Source organism: Acinetobacter sp. YH12129 (assembly GCF_013418685.1).
GTDB lineage: Bacteria > Pseudomonadota > Gammaproteobacteria > Pseudomonadales > Moraxellaceae > Acinetobacter > Acinetobacter amyesii.
The window spans coordinates 1-21,908 of the sequence record NZ_VPBP01000041.1; the positions used below are offsets into that span (position 1 = coordinate 1).

Annotated in this window: 17 protein-coding genes; 6 read left to right on the forward strand and 11 right to left on the reverse strand. The window is 40.3% G+C overall.

Annotated elements, in window-relative coordinates:
- Nucleotides 1–128: 128 nt before the first annotated feature.
- The 7 genes from gltS to FTU65_RS14615 form a co-directional block, all read right to left on the reverse strand.
- Nucleotides 129–1,352, reverse strand: coding sequence for a sodium/glutamate symporter (gene gltS / locus FTU65_RS14585; protein WP_180011287.1), 1,224 nt, complete (start codon nt 1,350–1,352; stop codon nt 129–131).
- A 204-nt stretch (nt 1,353–1,556) separates the two neighbouring features.
- On the reverse strand, nt 1,557–1,772 hold the full coding sequence (locus FTU65_RS14590; RefSeq protein WP_078193934.1) for a hypothetical protein: 216 nt from the start codon (nt 1,770–1,772) through the stop codon (nt 1,557–1,559).
- Nucleotides 1,773–1,878: 106 nt separating this feature from the next.
- Complete coding sequence (locus FTU65_RS14595) at nt 1,879–2,889, reverse strand: DUF4034 domain-containing protein (protein ID WP_078193935.1); 1,011 nt, start codon at nt 2,887–2,889, stop codon at nt 1,879–1,881.
- A gap of 99 nt (nt 2,890–2,988) precedes the next feature.
- On the reverse strand, nt 2,989–5,628 hold the full coding sequence (locus tag FTU65_RS14600; protein ID WP_180065295.1) for a bifunctional aconitate hydratase 2/2-methylisocitrate dehydratase: 2,640 nt from the start codon (nt 5,626–5,628) through the stop codon (nt 2,989–2,991).
- Nucleotides 5,629–5,924: 296 nt separating this feature from the next.
- Nucleotides 5,925–6,194 (reverse strand): hypothetical protein, encoded by a 270-nt coding sequence (locus FTU65_RS14605; RefSeq protein ID WP_078189189.1) that lies wholly within the window; start codon nt 6,192–6,194, stop codon nt 5,925–5,927.
- Nucleotides 6,195–6,490: 296 nt separating this feature from the next.
- A complete protein-coding gene (locus FTU65_RS14610) occupies nt 6,491–6,850 on the reverse strand; it encodes a hypothetical protein (RefSeq protein WP_078193938.1) in 360 nt (119 codons plus the stop codon).
- 112 nt (nt 6,851–6,962) lie between these two features.
- Complete coding sequence (locus FTU65_RS14615) at nt 6,963–7,397, reverse strand: I78 family peptidase inhibitor (RefSeq protein WP_180004959.1); 435 nt, start codon at nt 7,395–7,397, stop codon at nt 6,963–6,965.
- A gap of 299 nt (nt 7,398–7,696) precedes the next feature.
- Here FTU65_RS14615 and FTU65_RS14620 point away from each other — a divergent pair, with 299 nt between their 5' ends.
- The 4 genes from FTU65_RS14620 (at nt 7,697) to xseB (ending at nt 11,256) form a co-directional block, all read left to right on the forward strand.
- On the forward strand, nt 7,697–8,344 hold the full coding sequence (locus FTU65_RS14620) for a LexA family transcriptional regulator (RefSeq protein ID WP_111884977.1): 648 nt from the start codon (nt 7,697–7,699) through the stop codon (nt 8,342–8,344).
- Between the two features lie 15 nt (nt 8,345–8,359).
- Nucleotides 8,360–9,655, forward strand: coding sequence for a Y-family DNA polymerase (locus tag FTU65_RS14625; RefSeq protein ID WP_180011290.1), 1,296 nt, complete (start codon nt 8,360–8,362; stop codon nt 9,653–9,655).
- 136 nt (nt 9,656–9,791) lie between these two features.
- The gene (xseA, locus tag FTU65_RS14630; protein WP_180011292.1) at nt 9,792–11,072 is read left to right on the forward strand and encodes an exodeoxyribonuclease VII large subunit; all 1,281 of its coding nucleotides are present in this window, start codon (nt 9,792–9,794) and stop codon (nt 11,070–11,072) included.
- The gene (xseB, locus tag FTU65_RS14635) at nt 11,062–11,256 is read left to right on the forward strand and encodes an exodeoxyribonuclease VII small subunit (RefSeq protein WP_180004957.1); all 195 of its coding nucleotides are present in this window, start codon (nt 11,062–11,064) and stop codon (nt 11,254–11,256) included. The genes xseA and xseB overlap by 11 nt, the downstream gene beginning before the upstream one ends.
- A 71-nt stretch (nt 11,257–11,327) precedes the next feature.
- Here xseB and FTU65_RS14640 read toward each other — a convergent pair whose 3' ends face one another.
- Together FTU65_RS14640 and FTU65_RS14645 are read right to left on the reverse strand one after the other, a co-directional pair.
- Nucleotides 11,328–15,848, reverse strand: coding sequence for a translocation/assembly module TamB domain-containing protein (locus tag FTU65_RS14640; protein ID WP_180065294.1), 4,521 nt, complete (start codon nt 15,846–15,848; stop codon nt 11,328–11,330).
- 21 nt (nt 15,849–15,869) lie between these two features.
- Entirely contained in the window at nt 15,870–18,611 is a 2,742-nt protein-coding gene (locus FTU65_RS14645; RefSeq protein WP_180066976.1) for an autotransporter assembly complex family protein, read from the reverse strand.
- Between the two features lie 177 nt (nt 18,612–18,788).
- On the opposite strand from FTU65_RS14645, the gene FTU65_RS14650 reads away from it, so the two are divergent.
- A complete protein-coding gene (locus tag FTU65_RS14650; RefSeq protein ID WP_180066978.1) occupies nt 18,789–20,108 on the forward strand; it encodes an MFS transporter in 1,320 nt (439 codons plus the stop codon).
- Between the two features lie 3 nt (nt 20,109–20,111).
- The gene (gene coq7 / locus FTU65_RS14655; RefSeq protein WP_168377720.1) at nt 20,112–20,747 is read left to right on the forward strand and encodes a 2-polyprenyl-3-methyl-6-methoxy-1,4-benzoquinone monooxygenase; all 636 of its coding nucleotides are present in this window, start codon (nt 20,112–20,114) and stop codon (nt 20,745–20,747) included.
- 69 nt (nt 20,748–20,816) lie between these two features.
- Here the strand turns inward: coq7 and FTU65_RS14660 are convergent, their stop codons facing one another.
- Nucleotides 20,817–21,497 carry a hypothetical protein gene (locus FTU65_RS14660; protein WP_180066980.1) on the reverse strand — a complete coding sequence of 227 codons (681 nt, stop codon included), beginning with the start codon at nt 21,495–21,497 and terminating at the stop codon, nt 20,817–20,819.
- 77 nt (nt 21,498–21,574) lie between these two features.
- On the reverse strand, nt 21,575–21,784 hold the full coding sequence (locus FTU65_RS14665; protein ID WP_180066982.1) for a hypothetical protein: 210 nt from the start codon (nt 21,782–21,784) through the stop codon (nt 21,575–21,577).
- Between the last annotated feature and the right edge of the window lie 124 nt (nt 21,785–21,908).

Consider the following 21,908-nt stretch of genomic DNA (forward strand, 5'->3'; position numbering starts at 1 on the left):
CCAGATTTAAATCCAATAGAAAATATGTGGTCACGAGTCAAGGCGATTCGAACTAAGTTTAGAGTTAAAGATATTGATAAATTATTTAAAGATTACTGTAATGATTTATTTGGTATTTAGCTATAGTATTAACCAAAGAAGCCTATCGTTGCCTGAATGACCACAGCATTGACAATATCTACAAAGAATGCCCCTGTCAAAGGAATAATCAAAAAGGCTTTATGTGATGGCCCATAGGTATTGGTCACTGCCTGAATATTGGCAATCGCTGTCGGTGTTGCACCCAAATTTATACCACATTGCCCTGCACAAAGTACGGCTGCGTCATAGCTTTTTCCCATGATCTTAAAAGTTACAAAGTACAGATACAGTGCTAAAACGAGGGTTTGTACCAGTAAAATAATCACCAGCGGGCCTGCAAGATCTGCCAATAACCAGAGCTGCAATGACATCAGCGCCATGGATAAAAATAATGCCAAGGATGCGTTACCAAATACATCGATACAGCGATCAAACATTTCAATTTTAAAGCCAAGTTCAAGGGTGTTTCTTAAAAATACACCACACGCTAAAGCCCAAACGAAGGTAGGTAATTCAAACCACTGTCCACGAGCAAACTCTGTCATGAAATAAGCAAAGCTGATACAGATGGCAAACATCCCCATCGTTTTGACGGCATCATCTGCGGTAATTAAACGAGTTTTTTCAGGATATTCGAAAGGCGCCGTTTCAGATGCAGGCGGTGCTTCATTACGTCCTGTTGTCGGTACAAGTTCTTCTGCCAACTGAAAACGGCGGATGAGGAATTTCGCCACTGGCCCGCCCATCATGCCACCAATGACTAAGCCGAATGTTGCACTTGCCATACCGAGTACGACTGCGCCTTGTATACCATGATCTTGTTCAAAGACTGTGCCCCATGCACCTGCTGTACCGTGACCGCCAGTTAATGTGACTGAACCTGTAATTAAACCGATGAGCGGATCTAATCCTAAAATTTTGGCTAAACTGATACCAACGATGTTTTGCAGCATGACAAATACAATCACACAACCTAAAAACAGCACCAGCGCCTTTCCGCCTTCTTTGAGTTTTCCAAGACTTGCGCTCAAGCCTACCGATGTAAAGAACATCAGCATGAATATTTGCTGGATTTTGGCATCAAAATTTACGGTGATATTAAAGTTTTTAAATAATATAAATGTGATAATCGCAGCGACCAAACCGCCTGCTACAGGTTCAGGAATGTTGTATTTTTTCAGGATGGAAATTTTGTGTACGAAGAAATAACCGATAAATAAAACCAAAACCGCCACGACAATTGTCAAAAAAGCATCTAGCTCATAATTCATAATTTAATCTTAAGTGCTCAATTTTATTTATCTTTTTACATAATTATTTGATTTTTTCAGCTAGAAAAATGTAAATAAGTTATTTAGCCCCTTCTTCTACTACACATTTCTGAAGCCTAATAAATGAAATAAATAAAAATGCTCAGCGTATGTGATGTGCTGAGCATTTGCTGTTTATGACTGAAAAGCAGGAATTTTGAGAGATTATTTGATATCGAATACCCAGTTATGCGCCTCTTTATCACTGGTGGTTTCACAGACATAGTAATCTTGATCCCAAGCATCTTGGTTAAAGATTTCTTTTTTGTGGTAAGTCATCTGTTTGCCATTTTCGACACAGACAAAGCTTTCGCCTTGGTCTTTGACTTGGGTTCCGTTGAGGAAGCCACCAATACAGAGGAATCGGGATTGTTTGGGCACTGATCTATGCTACTGTAAAATAATATTAGTTGTGATTAAACGTTGTATTCTTAGAACTGTAAATAACATTTATAAATAAAAGCCTCCAATTAAGAGGCGATTATTTCTATTTTTGACAGTTATTCAAACTATTTTCTATATAGCTTTTTTCTAATTGTCCTTGTTTAAAGGATTTTAATAACCGTTCCAACCTCACTCTATTCCCAGGATAAGAGCAATACAATTTTTGCACATCATTTATTTTACTCAAAGAAGTAAGTTTACTTAAAGAATCTACGGCACCTTGCTCAACCCTAGCCCAATTTACATTTAGTTTTTTCAAATCATACTTATTGTTATGTACTGTATATAGAATATGATAATAATGAAAATCTTTTTCTGCAGGATTCATTTCCTGTATATCATTAATAATCATTTGAATAGCATCATAATTTTCTCCAAACCACTTTGGCTCAAAACTCTCCATAAATGTATTATAAATAACTCGCTGTTTTGGATATTTTACAATTCCATCTTGATAAGCTTTTAAGTAGTTTTCTTCAGCCCCCAGATCACGTAGGGTCATTAACAGTATGTAGTAATAAAAAGGATCTTTAGATGCAACATCATAATTTTCTAATAAAAAATTTAAATTTTTAATTGATTGATCACCAAAATATTGCATATTTTTTTTCGATACTTGTGAAGTATAACTTCCCCCTCTAATGCTCCAAGCATGTTTTCTAACCCAAAGCGTATAGTAAATATAACCTAATGGTGACTCTGGTTCAGCCTTAATCCATTTCTGTGCGATTGCTATATTTTCTTTATAATAATTTGGAGAAGTTACTCGATGTTTATTTACAATCCCAAGAAAAGAATCTAAATAACTAGTATGTTTAAACTTACCATCAAAATTATATTCTTCACTATTTAAAAGCTGTTGTGCTTTGTTTGAAATATCTTTGAACTTTTTCTCTCTAATCAAATTTTCCACTTCAGACTGAATGTCATATCCTGTGGGATATATACTTTCATCAACCAATTTTATGTTTGCTAACTTCGTATACGACACTTCTGCAAAAATTTGTGTAGAACAAAATGTTAATAATATAAAAGATAAATTCTTTAGTTTCATAAGGCCAATTTCTAAATTACAGTTTTATTATTAGTAAGATTCTATTAAATAAAGAAAATCCCACATGACGTGGGATTTTCTTATTAACTACTTAATCAATTAAGACAATTGAGCAGCAGCAATTTTCTTAGTATCAACGTCTTTAGCAGCGTCAGTATAGTCGCCCATTTTGTCGAAGCTTAAGTATTGGTAGATGTCTGCAGACATGCTATCAATTTGAGCTGCGTATTCTTGGTACTCAGCTGGAGTTGGTAATTTACCAAGTACAGCAGCAACAGAAGCAAGCTCAGCAGAAGCTAAGTAAACGTTTGCGCCTTGACCTAAACGGTTCGGGAAGTTACGAGTAGAAGTCGATACACAAGTAGTGTTCGGAGCTACACGTGCTTGGTTACCCATACATAATGAACAACCTGGCATTTCTGTACGAGCGCCAGCTTTACCATAGATGTTGTAGAAACCTTCTTCCATCAATTGACGTTCGTCCATACGAGTTGGAGGAGCCAACCATAGACGAGTAGATAAAGAACCACCAGGAACTTTGTCTAGAAGTTTACCAGCCGCACGGAAGTGACCAATGTTAGTCATACATGAACCAACGAATACTTCGTCAATTTTTGTACCAGCAACGTCAGAAAGCAATTTAGCGTCATCTGGGTCGTTCGGGCAGCAAAGAACTGGTTCAGTAATTGTAGAAAGGTCAATTTCATACACTTTAGTGTATTCAGCATCTGGATCTGCTTTGATTAGGCTTGGGTTCGCTAACCATTTCTCCATGTTTTCTACACGGCGCGCCATAGTACGAGCATCGCCATAACCTTCAGAAATCATCCATTTCAACATAGTAATGTTTGATTTAAGGTATTCAGCAACTTTCTCTTCAGAAAGCGTGATAGAACAACCAGCAGCAGAACGTTCAGCAGATGCGTCAGAAAGTTCGAACGCTTGCTCAACAGTAAGGTCAGTTTCCATTTCTGTAAGGTCGATCTCAAGGATACGGCCAGAGAAGATGTTTTTCTTACCTTTTTTCTCTACAGTTAAGTCGCCTTGTTGGATCGCAACGTAAGGAATCGCATGTACTAGGTCACGTAGAGTGATACCAGGTTGCATTTTACCTTTGAACTTAACAAGTACAGACTCAGGCATGTCTAGTGGCATAACGCCAGTTGCAGCAGCAAACGCTACAAGACCAGAACCCGCAGGGAAAGAAATACCGATTGGGAAACGAGTATGTGAGTCACCACCAGTACCAACTGTATCTGGAAGAAGCATACGGTTTAACCAAGAGTGAATAATACCGTCACCTGGACGTAGTGATACACCACCACGGTTCATGATGAAATCAGGAAGCGAGTGTTGCATTTGAACGTCAACTGGTTTTGGATACGCAGCTGTGTGACAGAAAGATTGCATAACTAGGTCAGCAGAGAAGCCTAGGCAAGCAAGATCTTTAAGTTCGTCACGAGTCATTGGACCTGTTGTATCTTGAGAACCAACAGTCGTCATCTTAGGTTCGCAGTAAGTACCTGGAAGTACACCTTGACCTTCAGGAAGACCACAAGCGCGACCAACCATTTTTTGAGCTTGAGTGAAACCTTTACCAGTAGCTGCAGGTTGAACTGGAGTACGGAATAAAGTTGAAGGTGCAAGACCAAGAGCTTCACGAGCTTTAGTTGTTAAACCACGACCAACGATAAGGTTGATACGGCCACCTGCACGTACTTCGTCTAGAAGAACTGGTGTTTTAAGTTCAGATTCAGCGATTTGAGCGCCGTCTTTGAACGCAGTTACTTTAGCAGCAGCGTGGTCAATTTTAAGCGTGATTTCGTCGCCCATGTTCATGTTTTGAACATCGATTTCTACTGGCAATGCACCAGCATCTTCCATAGTGTTGAAGAAAATCGGAGCGATTTTAGAACCTAAGCAGTAACCACCGTCTTTTTTGTTCGGGATGTGAGCAATTTCGTCACCGAAGAACCAAAGTACAGAGTTAGTTGCTGACTTACGAGAAGAACCAGTACCAACAACGTCACCTACGTAAGCAACTTGGTTGCCTTTCGCGATAAGGTCTTTGATTTGGTTAAGAGGACCAACTTCACCAGGAACTTCTGGGTTGATACCGTCACGTACGTTTTTAAGCATTGCGTTAGCGTGTAACGGAATGTCTGGACGGCTCCACGCGTCTTGTGCAGGTGACAAGTCGTCTGTGTTAGTTTCGCCAGTTACTTTGAAAACTGTAAGTTTGATTTCTTCAGGAACGTCTTTACGGCTAGTGAACCATTCAGCGTCAGCCCAAGATTGCATAACTGCTTGTGCATTCGCATTGCCCGCTTTTGCTTTATCAGCAACGTCGTGGAACGCATCAAATACAAGAAGAGTTTTCTTAAGTGCGTCAGCAGCTAATTCAGCAAGCTCTGCATCATCAAGAAGTGCAACTAAAGGAGCAACGTTATAACCACCAAGCATAGTACCTAGTAGGTAAACCGCACGTTCTTTAGTTACTAGTGGAGAAGTCGCTTCGCCTTTTGCCAAAGCAGCTAAGAAAGCAGCTTTAACGTATGCAGCTTGGTCAACACCCGCTGGAACACGGTTTTCTAGTAAATCAACTAAAAATGCTTCTTCGCCAGCTGGTGGGTTTTTTAATAATTCAACTAATGCAGCTGTTTGAGCATCGTCAAGTGGCTTCGGTGGGACTCCGAGTGCGGCACGTTCTTCAACGTGTTGGCGGTAAGCTTCTAGCACGGTGTTATTCCTCTTTTTTAAAAAATTATTTACGCATTCCTGCTTTAAATAAAGCTACGCAAATAATATGGACTGCTAAATTTTACTAAAATTCCAGTTAAAAGTTAATGCACTACAAGTGTTTCTTCGTGATGCCCGTTATTTTATAAATAAATGATCCTCATATCGTTTATACATTAAGCAAAATCAATACTTAGAACACGCTTTTCTTGCGCATATTAACTTTTGACTAAAATTAACCATCAAAAAAAGGCAACTAAATGTTGCCTGTTTTTATCAGTATTGGATATTCCACCTTAGTGTACAGTGGTTGCAGTGATATATTGCTGAAGTTCTGCTCGATCGCCTGTAAATCTGAGGCACCATTCGTCCTGACATGTGGTTTGATGTTGATTACTTGCAAAGCTGATATCGACCAAATAGCGTTGAGAAAATTCATCTACTTTTTGGCGTAATGTGACTTTATCTCCAATGCTGAGCACGTAGTTCCCACCACCGATAATTGCTACGCCTTGTTCATCTTCTAGGAGTAGATCTGAGTGATGCATATAACCTATAACGTCCATATTCTGCTCCTCTACTGTTTTTTATTCTCCATTTCATTATTCATTAAAAAGATTTGCTTTTCTATATTTATGATTTAGCAAGTTGTCACAATTTGTATTTCGCTCTGCTTAGGCTATTTAAAAATCTTTAAGCATCTCATATTCAAAGTAACCCGAAGATAAATATGCATTCGCAAAATAAGCATGAACTCCATCATATGGCTAAACAACGGATAGTTGCCCCGTTGTAACTACTCACTGCTGAATAGAGCCTTTAGGTTTTGCTTTACGCGCTTTCTCGCATAAAAAACCGTTCCTTAGAACGGTTTATAATCTGGCATTTCGGTATGCGGTGTTGCGATACATTTTTCAGTAAACTCAGCACGAATTTTTTCACGTGCTTTTTCAACATCAGTATTAATCTCAGCTTGCGGCAAGGCATAAACTTCATCAATGATGTTCAGGATAAATCCTTTGGTGGTTTCATCCTCAATTTTGTTGGCATGCTCAACTGCTTTGTCTTTTTCAATTGCATTTTGACGATCTAACATAATCGTACGTGCAGCATTACCTACACTGCGGCAGTAACCCTGCCACTGCTCTTCAGGGGTTAATGGTTTTTTTTCAGCACAGCCGACCAAAGCCACCATAACGGATAAAGCAAATAACTTTTTCATGAACTTCTCCTTACGAGGGGCAATATAAAAGATCGTAATGGATTTGTCATTTAAATTAGTCGTAGCCGAACAAACAAAAAAAGCCCTTTCGGGCCTTTTTTATGCGTTTGAATTAACCACAAGTTGCTTGAATAATCTTTTTATTGATTGGATTTACAGTGACGGTGACGCGCTCTACACGATAATCCATTGTTACTGGCTGCCCAGGTTTTACTAAACGGACAATTTGAGCTTGGCTAATCGCCTTGATCTGATCTTCAGTCAATTTTGCTTGGCCAATCAGCGTCTTAGCCTTATCAGCTACACATTCAGTTTGGCTACTACGGAATAATGCCCACTCTTCAACCACTTGTCCGTTTGGCAGATGGCAATACCCGACCTGAGCATTTGCTTCATCACGAATTTCAAGTTTACCTTTTTGTTCTACACAATACTGGCTGGCTGGATTTGCCATACCAATTTTTTCTGGTGTCGTTTCAGTTTGCTGTGTTGTGCTACAACCCGCCATAAATGCTGTCAGTGCAGCTAAAATCCATATATTTTTCATCAAGTCTATTTCTGAATATAAAAATTTAACTTACCAAGTTTGTGCCAAATAAACGAGTTGTTTATTGAAATTTTTAGTTGTCATTCCACTTTCTGTAATTAGGCAGCAATGTGCCCTATGTTCAAAATACAGAACGTCATTTTCTTTGAACTGATGATGATTTTTGCAATATTTAAAACGACTAAACTTGTCGCAGCTTTGATTTTAAAGGTTTTATAAATTTGAAAAATGACCTGCTCAACGCGTATGCTAAAAAAAGTACTTTTCTTCAAACACGCCACGTTGCGTAGGAGCAAAATATGTCAAAAAAACTGCCGATTTATTTTTCGGACGAAGCTTGGTCGTCTTTGCAACAGCTCATGGGCGCAGATGGCAAACCCAGTCCCACCATCAATGCCCTGCTTGAAAGGCAATCTCAAGAACTATCTATGGATCCATTTTTGGATTCTTCGCTCAATGTTCAGCCTGTTCAGAAAAATACCCGTATTGAACTTCCCGTTGCCTTGGAACGTATTCCTGCTGGCCCAGCTTTCGCCAATAAAGATGTTTTTGAAAAAGCCTTAGACCTAAATGATTATTTGGTAATTAACCCGCTCGCTACATTTATTGCGCATGTCGATAGCGAGTCTTTACTCAACGCCGGCTTTGAAATTAATGATACTTTTTTAGTCGATCGTAGCTTAGAAGCCAAACATGGCGATATCGTGGTTGCACTGATTGATAATCGTGAAATCACCTTAAAGCGATTGATGATCACCGCAAAAATGTCAAAAGAAGAAATTGCCGACATTTTTGGTGATCCCAATAAAGTCTTACCCAAAATTTGGCTAAAAGCAGAAAATCCAGCCTATGCGCATATTATCCCTTCAGATAGCGAATCTATCGTTGTTCAGGGTGTTGTGACCTTTAATTTAAAGCAATTTTATAAGCGCTCATCACACACCTAAACACAAGAATTCACCATGAAAGCTGCAAATAAAATATTTGCGTTAGTTGACCTTAACAACTGCTACGTCAGTTGTGAGCGTGTCTTTAACCCAAAGCTCAATAATGTCCCTGTCGTCGTACTGTCCAATAACGATGGCTGTGTTGTATCTCGAAGTCAGGAAGCCAAAGACCTCGGGATTAAAATGGCTGTGCCGGTCTATCAAATTCAGGATTTAATCCAACAGCATCATGTTCAGGTGTTGTCGAGTAACTATGCTCTCTACACTGAAATGTCTAATCGATTTATGAATATTTTAGGCATGTATGTCGGCCCCGAAGACCGTGAAGTTTACTCGATCGATGAATGTTTTTTAGATTTCACTGCCTATCAAGAACTGTTTGATTTGAACCTATATGCCAAAGAAATACGAGATACGATCCTAAAATGGCTAGGTTTAACCTGCTGTGTCGGGATTGGTCGCTCTAAAACGGAAGCCAAAATGGCCAACCATTTTGCCAAAAAAAATGCTTATTTGAACGGTGTGTGCAATTTAGTTGAAATGGACCCTTGTTCCTCAGAACAACTCCTTGCGCAGACACCAGTCAATGAAGTTTGGGGCGTCGGTCGGAATCATACAAAAGCCCTGAATCAGCTTGGTATTCATTATGTTTTAGATCTAATCAATGCACAGCCTAAAGATATTCGAAAAAAATTTAGTGTGGTGATGGAAAAAACCGTCTTGGAACTGCAAGGTCTATCTTGTCTGTCTATTGAAGAAGAAGCGCCGAGCAAACAGCAAATTATCAGTAGTCGTTCCTATGGTCAGCCTGTCTACGAACTGGAAGATATTAAGGCCTCTATTCGTGTATATATCGCGCGAGCCGTCACACGTTTAAGAGCAGATCATTCTCTATGTCGTATGGTGGGAGTTTTTATTCAAACGAGTCGCTTTAATTCTGCTGAAAAATACGCACCTTATCTGGCCATTACACTGAATGAGTATACCGATGACTTAATTAGTATCACCCAAGCAGCAACGCGTGCCGCCGAAAAAATCTTTAGAGCCGGATTTAAATATAAAAAAGCCGGTGTAGTGTTATTAGAAATCATTCCAAAACAAAATTTTACGCCAGATTTGTTTTGCGATATGGCGTTAAGACAAAGCCGTTTGAAACTGTCCGACACCATCGACGGTATTCAAAAAAAATTTGGACATCATTTTGTCTCGATCGGCTTAGCACAGGACGATGCTGCAACATGGCGGATGAAAAAAAATCTGTGTTCCCCCGCTTACCTGAGTAATTGGAACGAACTGCTCCGTGTGAAATGAAACGTTTGATTGAAACGCTACGCTGTAGTGGCGTTGATAATGTCTGCTGTTTTAACCGAAATGATCATTTGCAATTGCTGAATATTTATTTAGTATTTAAATGAATATTCATTTTTATATTCTCCTATTTTAAATTATGTCTGATGTTCAATTAACGCTGAGCGAATATCTATCTGCGGTCAAAGAAGTCATTCAATTGGCTTTTGATGATGCCGTGTGGGTCAAAGCCGAGATTCGAAATTTAAACATCAAAGGTGGACATTACTATTTAGAATTGGCTGAAAAAGAACAAGAAAGTGATAGAGTCATTGCCAGTTGTAAGGCCACAATTTGGAAATTTACTGCAAATAAAGTTGTCGGAAAATTTGAACGTGAAAGCGGCATTGAGCTCAGTCGCGACTTAAATGTCTTGGTTAAAGTGCGTGCCAAATTTGACCCGCAGTACGGCTTTTCAGTCAATATCGAAGAAATTGATTCGAGTTTTACTTTGGGTGATCTGGCTCGATGTTATCAACAAATTTTAGAAAAACTCACCGGCGAAGGTCTGATTCATAAAAATCGAAACTTGCCTGCGCCATTTGATATTCAGCATGTCTTGGTTATCGCGCCTGAAAATGCGGCAGGCTTGGGTGACTTTAAAAAAGATGCAGATGCACTAGAACATGCTGGCGTGTGTGAATTTGTCTATCATGCTGCCACCTTTCAAGGAAATACCGCAGCACAAAGTATCCGAGATGCTTTAGCACTGGGTTTAAGACAATGGGCCAATGACTTTCAAACTGCGCCAGATTTGATCGTGATTATTCGTGGTGGCGGTGCTGTTAACGATCTTGCTTATCTGAATGATTATGATTTGGCTGTACTTCTATCTAAGCGTAGCGTGCCAATTTGGGTCGGTATCGGCCATGAAAAAGACCGTACGATCTTAGACGAAATTGCACATCGCTCTTTCGACACCCCGAGTAAAGTGATTGGGGGGATTCGTAATCATATTGTTGAGCGAACTCAGGAAGTTTTAGAGGCATTACAAAGCATTCAACTGCGCTCACAACATCAAATTGCCCTGTATCAAAATCAAAATGATCAGTTGCTACATGCCATTAAGACCTTGGCTCAGAGTCAAATCAATGACTCAACTCGGCTATTACAACAATACCAAGATAACACTGCTTATTTTGCTCAGTTACAACTTAAAACAGCTGCACAGAATATTGAAATACTCATGCGTGAGACTTTGCTGCAAAACCCTGCACATGTGCTCTCCAAAGGTTATGCCATCGTCCGGCAGCAAGGTCACGCCATTCGTGCAACGAAAAATCTTCAGCCTTCAACGCATTCACCGATTGAAATTGAAATGCAAGACGGTGTCATTACGGCTGACATTCAACATATACAGGTAAAAAATCATGACGACTGATACTCTAAGTTTTAAAGAAGGCTATGAAGTTTTAAAACGTAATGCTGAATTACTCGAATCTCAGCAAGAACCCGACATTGATAATCTTATGAAAATCGTTGAAGAGTCGATGCAAGCCTATAAAGCCTGTAAGTCTCGTGTTGAAGCGGTACAACAGGCACTGAATGATACGTTTAAAGATTGATTTCTCAGCTCATCATTTGTATAAAATACGCAGCCTAAGCTGCGTTTTTTATACTCAAATTTTGACTTCTCTTAGAAGCGCCAATTATAGAACAAGTCGATTGCTCGTTCTAAAGACTGACTCGCTTCCAAGTACAAACGTTGATTCATTTGATAACGTAAGGTCAGTTTATTCACTGGAGTAAATACCCCGACACCATAACGAATGAATAAGTCAGGTGTGATATAACCCGTCACAGAAACCTGAGTATCATCTCCTGTTCCTTGAGCATCTAATGCCAAACCACTCAGACCAAATGTACGACCAATTTGATTGGTCAATGCACGTGTACCACCCAAGCCCATACTAATACCGGCTGCAGCAATCGTATTGTTCACATCTGAACGGAAACCTTCCGCCTGACTTAAACCTGAACTTCCTTCATTGATACGACCTGTAATTAAGGCATTTAAGGCTTCTTGTTCAGACAGACCTGCATCGTTATACACCTGAATTGCTGGACTTGATGCTGTACCCGTCACACGAACACCAACGGTACTGCCTTGAACGGCTTTATTGGCATCAATATCTAAAGTTGGGTTCGCCAATGGTCCATTAAAACGGGCAATCGCACGGTTCAAGTCCAGACTTTGACCATAAGCTTCGATTTTCACACGCTGAGAAACACCGATTGCACCATTGGCACGCATTGCTGTTTCTAAACCACGTTGTGTCAAATTCAAACGACCAATCAACGGAATTCGGCTATCAAAACCTTGGAAAATCACTTGATTACCAATATTCACCTGTACGTCAGCGCGAATATCCCAAGGACGTGCCGATTTTAAGATCTCAAGTTGGTTATCACCTTCATGTACCACACGTACATCTGAAGATACCCCAACCACTGTTGCAGACGATTCTGGCATCGAAATCAATGCACGCGGCACATCAATTTTACCTTTTAAGGTTAATTTCTTACTGAAAGGCAGCACATCTAAAGATAAATCAGGCGTTACAACAGCGGTGATCAATGGCGCTTGACGGACTAACATTTCATTACCCGTTAAATTCAACTGGATACGTGGATCATTTTTCCAGTCAATATTTCCGGTTAATTTGCCCACACCACGCCCACTGTTAAATGCACCATCAATCGTCGCATGGTTTTGACGTACAGCAGAATACAACTGAATATTGGTCAAGTTCACAGGCAATGAAATCATGCTAATCGAGCCATTTTTCACTCGAATCTCACCATCCATTAAAGGCTGTGACAATGTTCCGCTAATTTTTGCCGCATAAGACAACGTACCGCCCATTGAACGGACATCTTGTATAAATGGTTTTAAGATTTTCAATTGAACTTGGTTAAAGGCCACTTCACCACGGATCGGTTTATTGGCTTTATACGGATCAATAATAATATTGGCATAACCTGTACCAATATCTGGGGCTTTGGTATCGAGTCGAATTTGTAGCCCTTCAGCGACACTTTTCGCCATCAAGCCAACTTCATCATATTTTAAAGTGGATGCTAAATACTGTGGATCTTCAGCTGCTAAACCAAGTAAACCGTCACGAGTCACTAAACGTGCATCAATTTTAGGTTTTGCACCTTTCGCCCAAGACGCTTTTGCATAACCATTCACTTTACCCGTAATCGCCAGGCCTTCAGGCATAAATGCTGCAAAATCATTTAAGTCTAGGTTCTTTGTCACAAAGGATACATTGCCGCGGTTTTTATTCACACGAATCGGCTGATCAAAACATAATTCACTTTGCTGGCTCATCCAACAATGTGCGCCAACAAATAAGTCAGACTGTGCAGTGTTGTAAATAATCGATGCATTTTGACGCTGCACAAGACGGGTACGTAAGGAGTCAAAATCGCCTTTTTGAATCTGACCAAGCCAATTATTTTGTGCGTTAAAACCACCAGCTAACTGCACATAAAATTTTGATAATTTATTTTCAGCACTGACTTTTAATAAATGCGCATTACGTGTTCCTGCTAGTGAAATTTGACCTTTCACAATCTCACGGTTGTTACTGCGTAAATTATCCATCGTTGCCGTTAATAAACTTGGTGAAGTCGCAGAAGTTGGCAACTCGCCTTGCACCCGTATTTTTTTCACACTGAATAAATTATTAAAAGCAAAATCATCTATTGCGATATTGGCAGATGCTTGCAGTCGTGGTTGTGCTTGAACATTTAAGTAGCCATAAGCACGTCCACGTAGGCCTGCATAAATTTCATATAATGCCGGTGCATTAATTTTCAATTGTAAATTTTGTGCATTACCAGTGGCTTGAATTTGGTTATTGGCATAAGCCAACAGTAAATTATTCGCTTCAAACTGTTTTGGCATAAAACCAGATTGATTTGAATTAATCACCATCGCCAAGTTACCTTGACCACGGACAGGTTTGTTATTGATCATACCTGCCAAATTCAGACGTTCAATTTGAATACGTTTTAGCGTATCTGACCACACACCACTGGTTTTTAAATTTCCAGATAATTCACCCCGTACATTTGAGGCAAAGTAATGCGGCTTAAAATGCACCAGTGATGCATTGATATCCCAACCAATGGCTTTTTGTAGTAAAACTTGTCCATTGGCAGAAATTTTACCTGCCACGCCATCATGACGTAGCTCGGCTATTTTAATTAATTCAGGTGTACCCGATACTTTGAAAATCAAACTGCCTTTACTTGCGGCAACTTGGCTTGCATTGAGGCCACCATTATAATTCACAGCAAAAGCTTTAAAGCCTCCACCTTGTTTCTCATCATGGAAAGTCAGCGCAGCAGTAGATTTACCTGTTAAATGAACCGTTTCATTTTGCTGTGCTAGTCGGCCTAACAAATCAATATTATTCAGCTGAATAATCTGTTGATTTGGTTTTGCATAACCATTGGCTTTTAATGACCCTGTAATTTGATCGACAGGCGCAGCAGCTACGATGGTTTGCGGATTGAACTGCTGTGCTTGTACATTGGCTTGCCATTTCAGCATACGTTTTTGATCAGGCAATTCTACAACTGCATTACCTTTGAGCTGACCTTTGTCGGCCACATAACTAAAGGCAGGGACATTGAGATTGTTATTTTTCAGATTCAGTTTGGCTTGATATTGTCCAGCAGGCAGAGCACCTTTTTCATGTCTTGACACGGTGGTCGCCACGTTAATGTTCTGCTGACCTTCTGTAAGCGCCAATTGCACATTGCCCGAATCACTACTCAACCATCCAACATATGGCACTGCACGGTCTATATTTTTCCAAGACACATCCATCAGCATCGGCTGAGCTTTATTATTTTTGGCCGGCGCTTGATCGAGTTTTAAATTCCAAGTTTCATATTGGTCAAAATCCACCAACGCCGTCAGGTGCATGCCTTTTTCAAGGGTACCTTTGGACGCAATATTACTATTTAAACTCACAGGTAGAAAATCTTGAACCACCTGCGGGATCAGCTTATGTTTTGGATTAATTTTATCTAAACGACCGCTTACATCCCAAGTGACCTGATCTTTCCAACTCACCACGCCACCCAAGTTGACAGAGCCGCCCATCACTTGACCATTTAGGTTAGTAATATCAAGTTGGTTGACCAAGTCCGTACTCATGAGCGCGGTATATTTACCTTCAGGGATATTGGCACCGCTCAGGTCCGTGTCTAAATCTAAATTGAGACGCTGAATATCCCCTTTGAATTTTGCCAGCCCATTTTTAGCAAAGAGCTTTTGCTCAGTCAGTAAAGGTAAATGATAGTTTTTAAATTTAAGCGCACCAAACATCGGGACATGTGGACGCATTGGATGGACCACTGCCCATCCTGTTAAAAGATCAGGCGTATGAGTTGCCACACCGGCTTGAATCGTATCAAGAGATCCTTTAGCCACCACTTGAATATCATGAATTTTCAGGCTTTCACGTAATGAAGGTAAATTAACAATCCCCACAGCATTTAGCGGATACTTGCCTTCAAATTTCATATTCCCCGAGGCTTGGCGCACGGACAAATACCCCATATCCATACGGGTATCTTCAAATTTTAATTCCGTCCCTGACCAAAGCGCTTCATTTAATTCAATGTCATAAAAATCCACACCTGAACTATGGGTTTTAATCAACATATGATCTAAATCTGCATGATCGACACGAAGTACGAACGGCAAACGGATTTCACTAAATACAAAAGGTTTATCGCTAGGTGGGGTCTTGGTAATAATTTGCAGATTTTTAACATCTGCCTTATTTAAATGAATTTCTTTATTAATAATGGCGCGCCAACCGAGTGTAATATCGGCACGGTCAATTTTTACATCGACAGGTTTTAGCGTAACGAGGACATTTCGTAGAATAATGCCCCGCCACAGGTTACCACCTTCATATTCATAGTGAATGATTTGCTGACGTTCCAGAACACGGTCAAGTAAAAACTTACTACCTTTGTCTGTAGAGAACATGACCGCCAATGCAGCCACCAAAAAGATAAGCACGAACACGAAGGTCAAAATGACACTTCGAAGAATACGACGCTTCTTCGGCAGTTGCTCTACCGGCGTTTCGTTTTCTGGTTCTTGCTGTTCTTGTTCAGTCATAAAAAACACATCACCTAAAAATTATAATTGTGAACCAATAAAGAAATGTAAACGAATTGGTTTGCTGTCGTCAGAAAGTCCAGTAGCAACATCTAAACGAATTGGGCCAATTGGCGAAGCCCAACGTATCCCCACACCTGCGCTATATGCAGTCGGTGTATTAAAGTCTTTATCGTACGCATTACCAAAGTCACTAAAGACCGCAGCGCGCCAACCTTCTTTAAATTGGTAGTTATATTCTAATGAACCCGTTGCCAAGACTTGACCACCAATTTTATAGCCATTTTCTTCAGCCGCTAAACTCTTATAGTCAAAGCCGCGAATGGTTTGGTCACCACCGGTAAAGTAGCGTAAGTTATAAGGAACTTTATCAAAGTTCTCTGTCAGAATATAACCTAAATCACTGCGCCCAACGACTTGGTGATTATCATTTTCACCCAATGAATAAATAAAGCGCCAGCCCGCATTCAAGATCGCCATATCAACATCTGAAAGTAAGCTTTCACTTCCGACTTCAACTTTATAGGTCTGCTTGATCCCTTTACTCGGGTTCACACGTTTATCAGAGTCGGTTCGAGAAATTTCATAGCCAAACATCAAGGACTGCTGTTCATTATTGGTATTCACCAAGAACGCATCTGGAATGTCATCACTTGGACTTAGGCCGTCATCGGTAATACGGTCCAAACGGTAACGTAAACCAAAGGTATGCTGCCAACTACCACGTGGGTTTTTAATAATCCGGTCAACCCCAGCAACAGCAGATTCAATCGAAAGATTAACACCTTGACCAACATCATCACGTTCTTCACGCTCATAACCACCGACCAAGCTGACATAGTCATTTAATGGGTGGTTATATGGAATGTTATAGCGACCATCAATCGATTGACGGATTTTGGACACTTCCATGTTGGCGTCAAAAGAATGACCACGTTTATTCACGATGGCACGGCGATACTGCCCACGAACACGTGTGCCGGTGTCGGTACCAAAACCTGCACCAATTTCTGCACTATTCAGCTTGTCTGCATTCAGCGTCACGATTACAGGGACTTTTTTATCTTCACGTGCTTGTGCTTTTAAGCGATCTTGTTCTTCTTGTTTGGCATCTTGCGTATCTTGCAAACTGCGTAATTTAGAGGATTGCTCTGCATCATTCACCCCCGCAAATTGGTCTTCATCGACCACTTTTTGCGTGACTTCCTTATTCGACATCACTTCAGTTTTGTCTTTCACTATTTGTGAACTTTCAGACAGCTGATTTTGATCGACCAAGGTCTGAATATCTGGTGGCAATTCAAGCGGCTTTTCAATCGGGTCTGGTCGAATCGCATCAACCAAGGTGTAGTTAAAATAGCGCGAGTTAGTTAGGTTGTTAGCCAAACCATTCACACGCCAGAAAGTATAGTCAGCACCGTCTTTCCACGTCACCAAGCTTTCTAAAATATCGCGATCCAATGGAAACTCTGCATTCGGATCACTCATTCGAAATTCGACTTCGCCCAGCTTATAACGCTCACCCGTTTCAAATCGCAAATTGATATCGGCTGTATTTTGTGGTTGAGCCACTCTTACATCGTGCAAACGCCAGTACGAGTCGAAATAACCGTTATTAGTTGCTGCATCATTAATTCGGCCTTTCGTCGTTTCGTATTCACCATGATTAAGAATGTCACCTTCTTCTTGATCTGGTAAAACACCAATCACCTGAAACTGAGCTTGATTTGCTCCAGCCCCTGAAAATTCAATATTTTGCTTTTGAATTTGCACAGGCGTATTTGGTGTAACCAATACACGAACTTTACTATCAGACACTTTTTCAAATTTGAATTCTGACTGATAAAAACCTACAGCTTGTGCAGCTTGATTGGACAAGCTGCGTAATTGAGGCAAAGCCGATGGAAAATCGCTAAAAGACTCTTGAGTAAAACTTGAAAGCTTGCCTTTAATATTGGCTTTGAGATCTTCCAGCGCCGCACCGTAAGCCTTACTCGAAGTCTGACTGGTATTATGTGCTGAGGTAATTTCAACATCCGCACTAATTCGTGGCACTTTTGCCGTATTCATCTGACGTGGCGGACGTACTTTATATAATAAGCGCTTGAAAATACCCGGCTCTGCATCATCTTCCACGGTTGGATTATTCAGCTCTTGCAGCGTACTGGCATTTTCATTTTGTGTTGCGGTAATTTCATTATCCGAACGAATTTCACCCATGAGCTGATCAATATTGACTGGCGCTTGGTTAATTTCCGTTAACTCTTTTTGGGTAATGTCCGCAACAGCAACTTCTGTTTGTTGTGTCGCACGGTACTCCTGCGCCTGACGTTTGGCCTCTTCAGCAACTTGGAAGATTTCATTCGCCATGTTTTGATCAACAGGTGTCACGGGTAAGTTTTCTAAATCTTCGAACTCAATGGGTTTAAATTCTTGTAGTTGTGTTCCTGCTTGCTGCTGTTCTTGCAGCATTTTCATACTATCAACAGATTCTTTCGGCTCATTTATATTTTCAATTTTTTCAATTGCTTCAGGCGTCGACAGCCCTTGCTTTACAGCCTCATCCTTGATTTCAGCAACAATCTCTGCTTTTGTATCTGCAGAGGTTGGAACAGTTTCCGCGGGAGTTTGGGCGAAACTATGCTGAGCACACAAGGTCAAAAAGATGCTCATATATAGACTTTTATTGCTATGATGCTGTCGTATGCAGTGAGCCATACTGTGATGAAGCATTGTTTTTTTAAACTTGATTTTTGCAGGCATAGCAAACTCTAACAAATTTCATTATGTAATGGACTTAGTCAATCAGATGTAGAGCTAAAGATCTTATATCTATTGGTTTTTCGCCATCTCCAAACTCAAAAACATATTACATGATTTTTTTAGAGATTTTACCAATCACTCACATTTCTTAATAAAACTTAATGTAGCAAGACGCTTATGAATAACAACGAACATCTGCTAGGTACACGCCGTTTCCTGCCTATGTTTTTGACCCAATTTTTTGGGGCGCTCAATGACAATGTCTATAAACAGGCTTTATTGTTGGTCATCACCTATGGATTAATCCAACAACAGGCATTACCCATCAGCACGCTAAACAATCTAGCTGCATTATTGTTTATTTTACCCTACTTTATTTTTTCAGCGACAGCGGGACAGATCGCAGATAAGTTTGAACGTTCACAACTTGTCCGTGGTATCAAAATTTTAGAAATTATCATCATGATCATCGGCAGTATTGGCTTTCTGACCGGTCATTTATGGTTATTGTTGCTGGCTTTATTCTTGATGGGGACCCATTCGACATTTTTTGGTCCAATCAAATATGCCATTTTGCCTGAAATCTTAAAGCCAAATGAACTCATGTCTGGAAATGCCTTATTCCAATCTGGTACATCCATGGCAATTTTGATCGGTATGATTTTGGGCGGTGCAGTGATTGCTTCATCTCAAGGCAATTTAATGTGGATCAGCCTGACAGTAATGACCATCGCCATTTTAGGTTATATCACCAGTCGTTTTATTCTTAAGCAAAATGTCACTACACCTGATTTAAAAATCGATTGGAACTTTTTCCGTACCAGTTACCAAACGATGAAATATGCCAAAAGTTTGCCGCTGATTTTTACCATTTTATTGGGGAACTCGTGGTATTGGTTTTATGGTGCAACCTACCTCACCCAAATTCCACAAATGACTCAGCAAAACCTACATGCCTCTGAAAATGTCGTTAGCTTGCTATTGACCTTTTTCTCTGTCGGTGTGGGCGTGGGTTCATTGCTTTGTCGTAAATTGGGCGGAACTCAAGTTAATATTAAGATGGTTCCCATCGGTGCTGTAGGTTTAACGGTCTTTGCACTGTATTTAGCATTTAGTTTGACCCTCGTCCCGACTCTAACTGGCCCACTTATTACCCTCTCAGAAGTTTTTCATCAAGGTTGGGGCTATTACCATGTCATGATTGCCGTGACTTTATTGGGCATTAGTGGCGGATTTTACATCGTTCCACTCTATGCAATGATGCAAGCTTACTCCCCACGCTCACATCGTGCGCGAGTCGTTGCCGCAAACAACATTTTAAATGCGGTATTTATGGTATCTTCTGCTATATTTTCAATTATCATTCTGAGTGTTTTAAAGATTGATATTAAAATACTTTTTTGTATAACCGCAGTGCTCAGTGCAATTTTTTGTATTTGGCTGCTATTACGCATCAAACCTTTGCTTCAAACTACGCAAGTCTCTCTGGAGGATTAATCCATGCGTCAATTTACAGGTGTCGACAAACTTATTCACTCATTTGATCAGGCCTTACGTAGTTTAGTTCCCGGAGCAACGGCTGCACATCGTGAAAATCCGTCTGTTGCTGAAAAGACTCAACTTGCAGTCAGTGAAGCACGTCATGTGGCGGGTCTAATGCGGGTCAACCATAGTGGTGAAGTGTGTGCTCAAGCGCTTTATCATGGCCAAGCCCTCACCGCGAAACTGCCGAACGTACGCCGTGAAATGGAACAAGCTGCGATTGAAGAACAAGATCATTTGGCTTGGTGTGAAGACCGCTTAAAAGAATTAGACAGCCATACCAGTCTGCTCAACCCTGTTTGGTACGGCCTTTCTTTTGGGATGGGCGCATTGGCAGGTATTGCCGGAGATCAATACAGCTTAGGTTTTGTCGCTGAAACTGAGCGTCAAGTGAGCCTGCATTTAGAAGATCACATCCGCCAACTTCCTGAACAAGACGAACGTTCACGTAAAATCTTAGTGCAAATGAATGAAGATGAGCTGCATCACCGTGATACAGCACTCAATGCAGGTGGTGTAGACCTTCCTGTTCCAGTTCGTATTGCCATGACTGGTATTTCAAAGCTGATGACCAAAACCAGTTATTACATTTAATGATTTTCTAATGATTATCGCTAAGTTTTATAAATAGTGAAAAAAAAGCCTGCAATGATGCAGGCTTTTTTATGAGAAATCTTTTGACTTTAATACAATAATTCCTTCGCCATCAAAACAGTTTATAGGCTGCCATCGACTTGGTGTAAACCAATCAAAATTCAAACTATAACGTTGTGCAGTGGACGGATAACCAGCTCCACCTAACTCAAGCAGCCATCCAGCCGGACAAATTTCTTTTTGGTTATTCATCATAACGGTTTGATCATGTACCAACTCAAGCAATAAATGACGATGCAGCTCAAATGCAATAACATCAAATCCAGCTATTTGAATCGGCTGTGGAAAACGAGCCGATGTCAAACCTTGACGAATATCAGTCATCTGTTCCAGAGTATAGTCGGTTTCAAATGATCGGTTAATCCACGTGCCTTCAGGCAGTACAACCTCTCCAAAGTTTAAGGGTTCCTGCAACTGTATATGAATTTTCTTTTGATGCTGCCACTCTGCATAGTCAGAACTAAGACCTGAAATCACGAACAATCCCAGCGTTACTGCAACAAATAAAGGGAAAAACAATACGCCAGATAAACCAATTTTAAGTACCGCATTTACTTTATATGGTCGATTTTTTTGCTTTTTATACCAATTATTCCAACTCAACCAAATCGCAATGACAATAAATAGCACCAAAATCGCAAAGCAAATAATAAGGAAACCTCCCGCACCCGCACCATAACCTAAGCCCATATTGCTCTCACTAAATATCCCTTTAAATCTTTTAATTATGTCTTGACGACTTTATCAGATCAGCCACGTTCACTTTATCAATGTTGATGATGCTTACGCCACCACTTCAACACCGTATAGAGCACACGGAAGAATACGATACATAAAATAACGGCAATAACGATGTAAATATCTTGATGATAAGGCAGCATTTTCGCCCAAAATAGATGTAAATAATGACTGATTTGGAAGCCAATCGTTGCGACCAGCATCGCCCAAATAAAACAGGCAACTAGATTAATCAGCACATATAGCTAAATACCAAATAAATCATTACAGTAATCTTTAAATAATTTATCAATATCTTTAACTCTAAACTTAGTTCGAATCGCCTTGACTCGTGACCACATATTTTCTATTGGATTTAAATCT

Bases quoted from the DNA above. Each gene is read 5' to 3' on its own strand.
- gltS (WP_180011287.1), bottom strand. From the start codon at position 1,352: ATGAATTATGAGCTAGATGCTTTTTTGACAATTGTCGTGGCGGTTTTG.
- FTU65_RS14595 (WP_078193935.1), bottom strand. From the start codon at position 2,889: ATGAAACTAAAGAATTTATCTTTTATATTATTAACATTTTGTTCTACA.
- FTU65_RS14605 (WP_078189189.1), bottom strand. From the start codon at position 6,194: ATGGACGTTATAGGTTATATGCATCACTCAGATCTACTCCTAGAAGAT.
- FTU65_RS14610 (WP_078193938.1), bottom strand. From the start codon at position 6,850: ATGAAAAAGTTATTTGCTTTATCCGTTATGGTGGCTTTGGTCGGCTGT.
- FTU65_RS14615 (WP_180004959.1), bottom strand. From the start codon at position 7,397: ATGAAAAATATATGGATTTTAGCTGCACTGACAGCATTTATGGCGGGT.
- FTU65_RS14620 (WP_111884977.1), top strand. From the start codon at position 7,697: ATGTCAAAAAAACTGCCGATTTATTTTTCGGACGAAGCTTGGTCGTCT.
- FTU65_RS14625 (WP_180011290.1), top strand. From the start codon at position 8,360: ATGAAAGCTGCAAATAAAATATTTGCGTTAGTTGACCTTAACAACTGC.
- xseA (WP_180011292.1), top strand. From the start codon at position 9,792: ATGTCTGATGTTCAATTAACGCTGAGCGAATATCTATCTGCGGTCAAA.
- xseB (WP_180004957.1), top strand. From the start codon at position 11,062: ATGACGACTGATACTCTAAGTTTTAAAGAAGGCTATGAAGTTTTAAAA.
- FTU65_RS14640 (WP_180065294.1), bottom strand. From the start codon at position 15,848: ATGACTGAACAAGAACAGCAAGAACCAGAAAACGAAACGCCGGTAGAG.
- FTU65_RS14645 (WP_180066976.1), bottom strand. From the start codon at position 18,611: ATGCCTGCAAAAATCAAGTTTAAAAAAACAATGCTTCATCACAGTATG.
- FTU65_RS14650 (WP_180066978.1), top strand. From the start codon at position 18,789: ATGAATAACAACGAACATCTGCTAGGTACACGCCGTTTCCTGCCTATG.
- coq7 (WP_168377720.1), top strand. From the start codon at position 20,112: ATGCGTCAATTTACAGGTGTCGACAAACTTATTCACTCATTTGATCAG.
- FTU65_RS14660 (WP_180066980.1), bottom strand. From the start codon at position 21,497: ATGGGCTTAGGTTATGGTGCGGGTGCGGGAGGTTTCCTTATTATTTGC.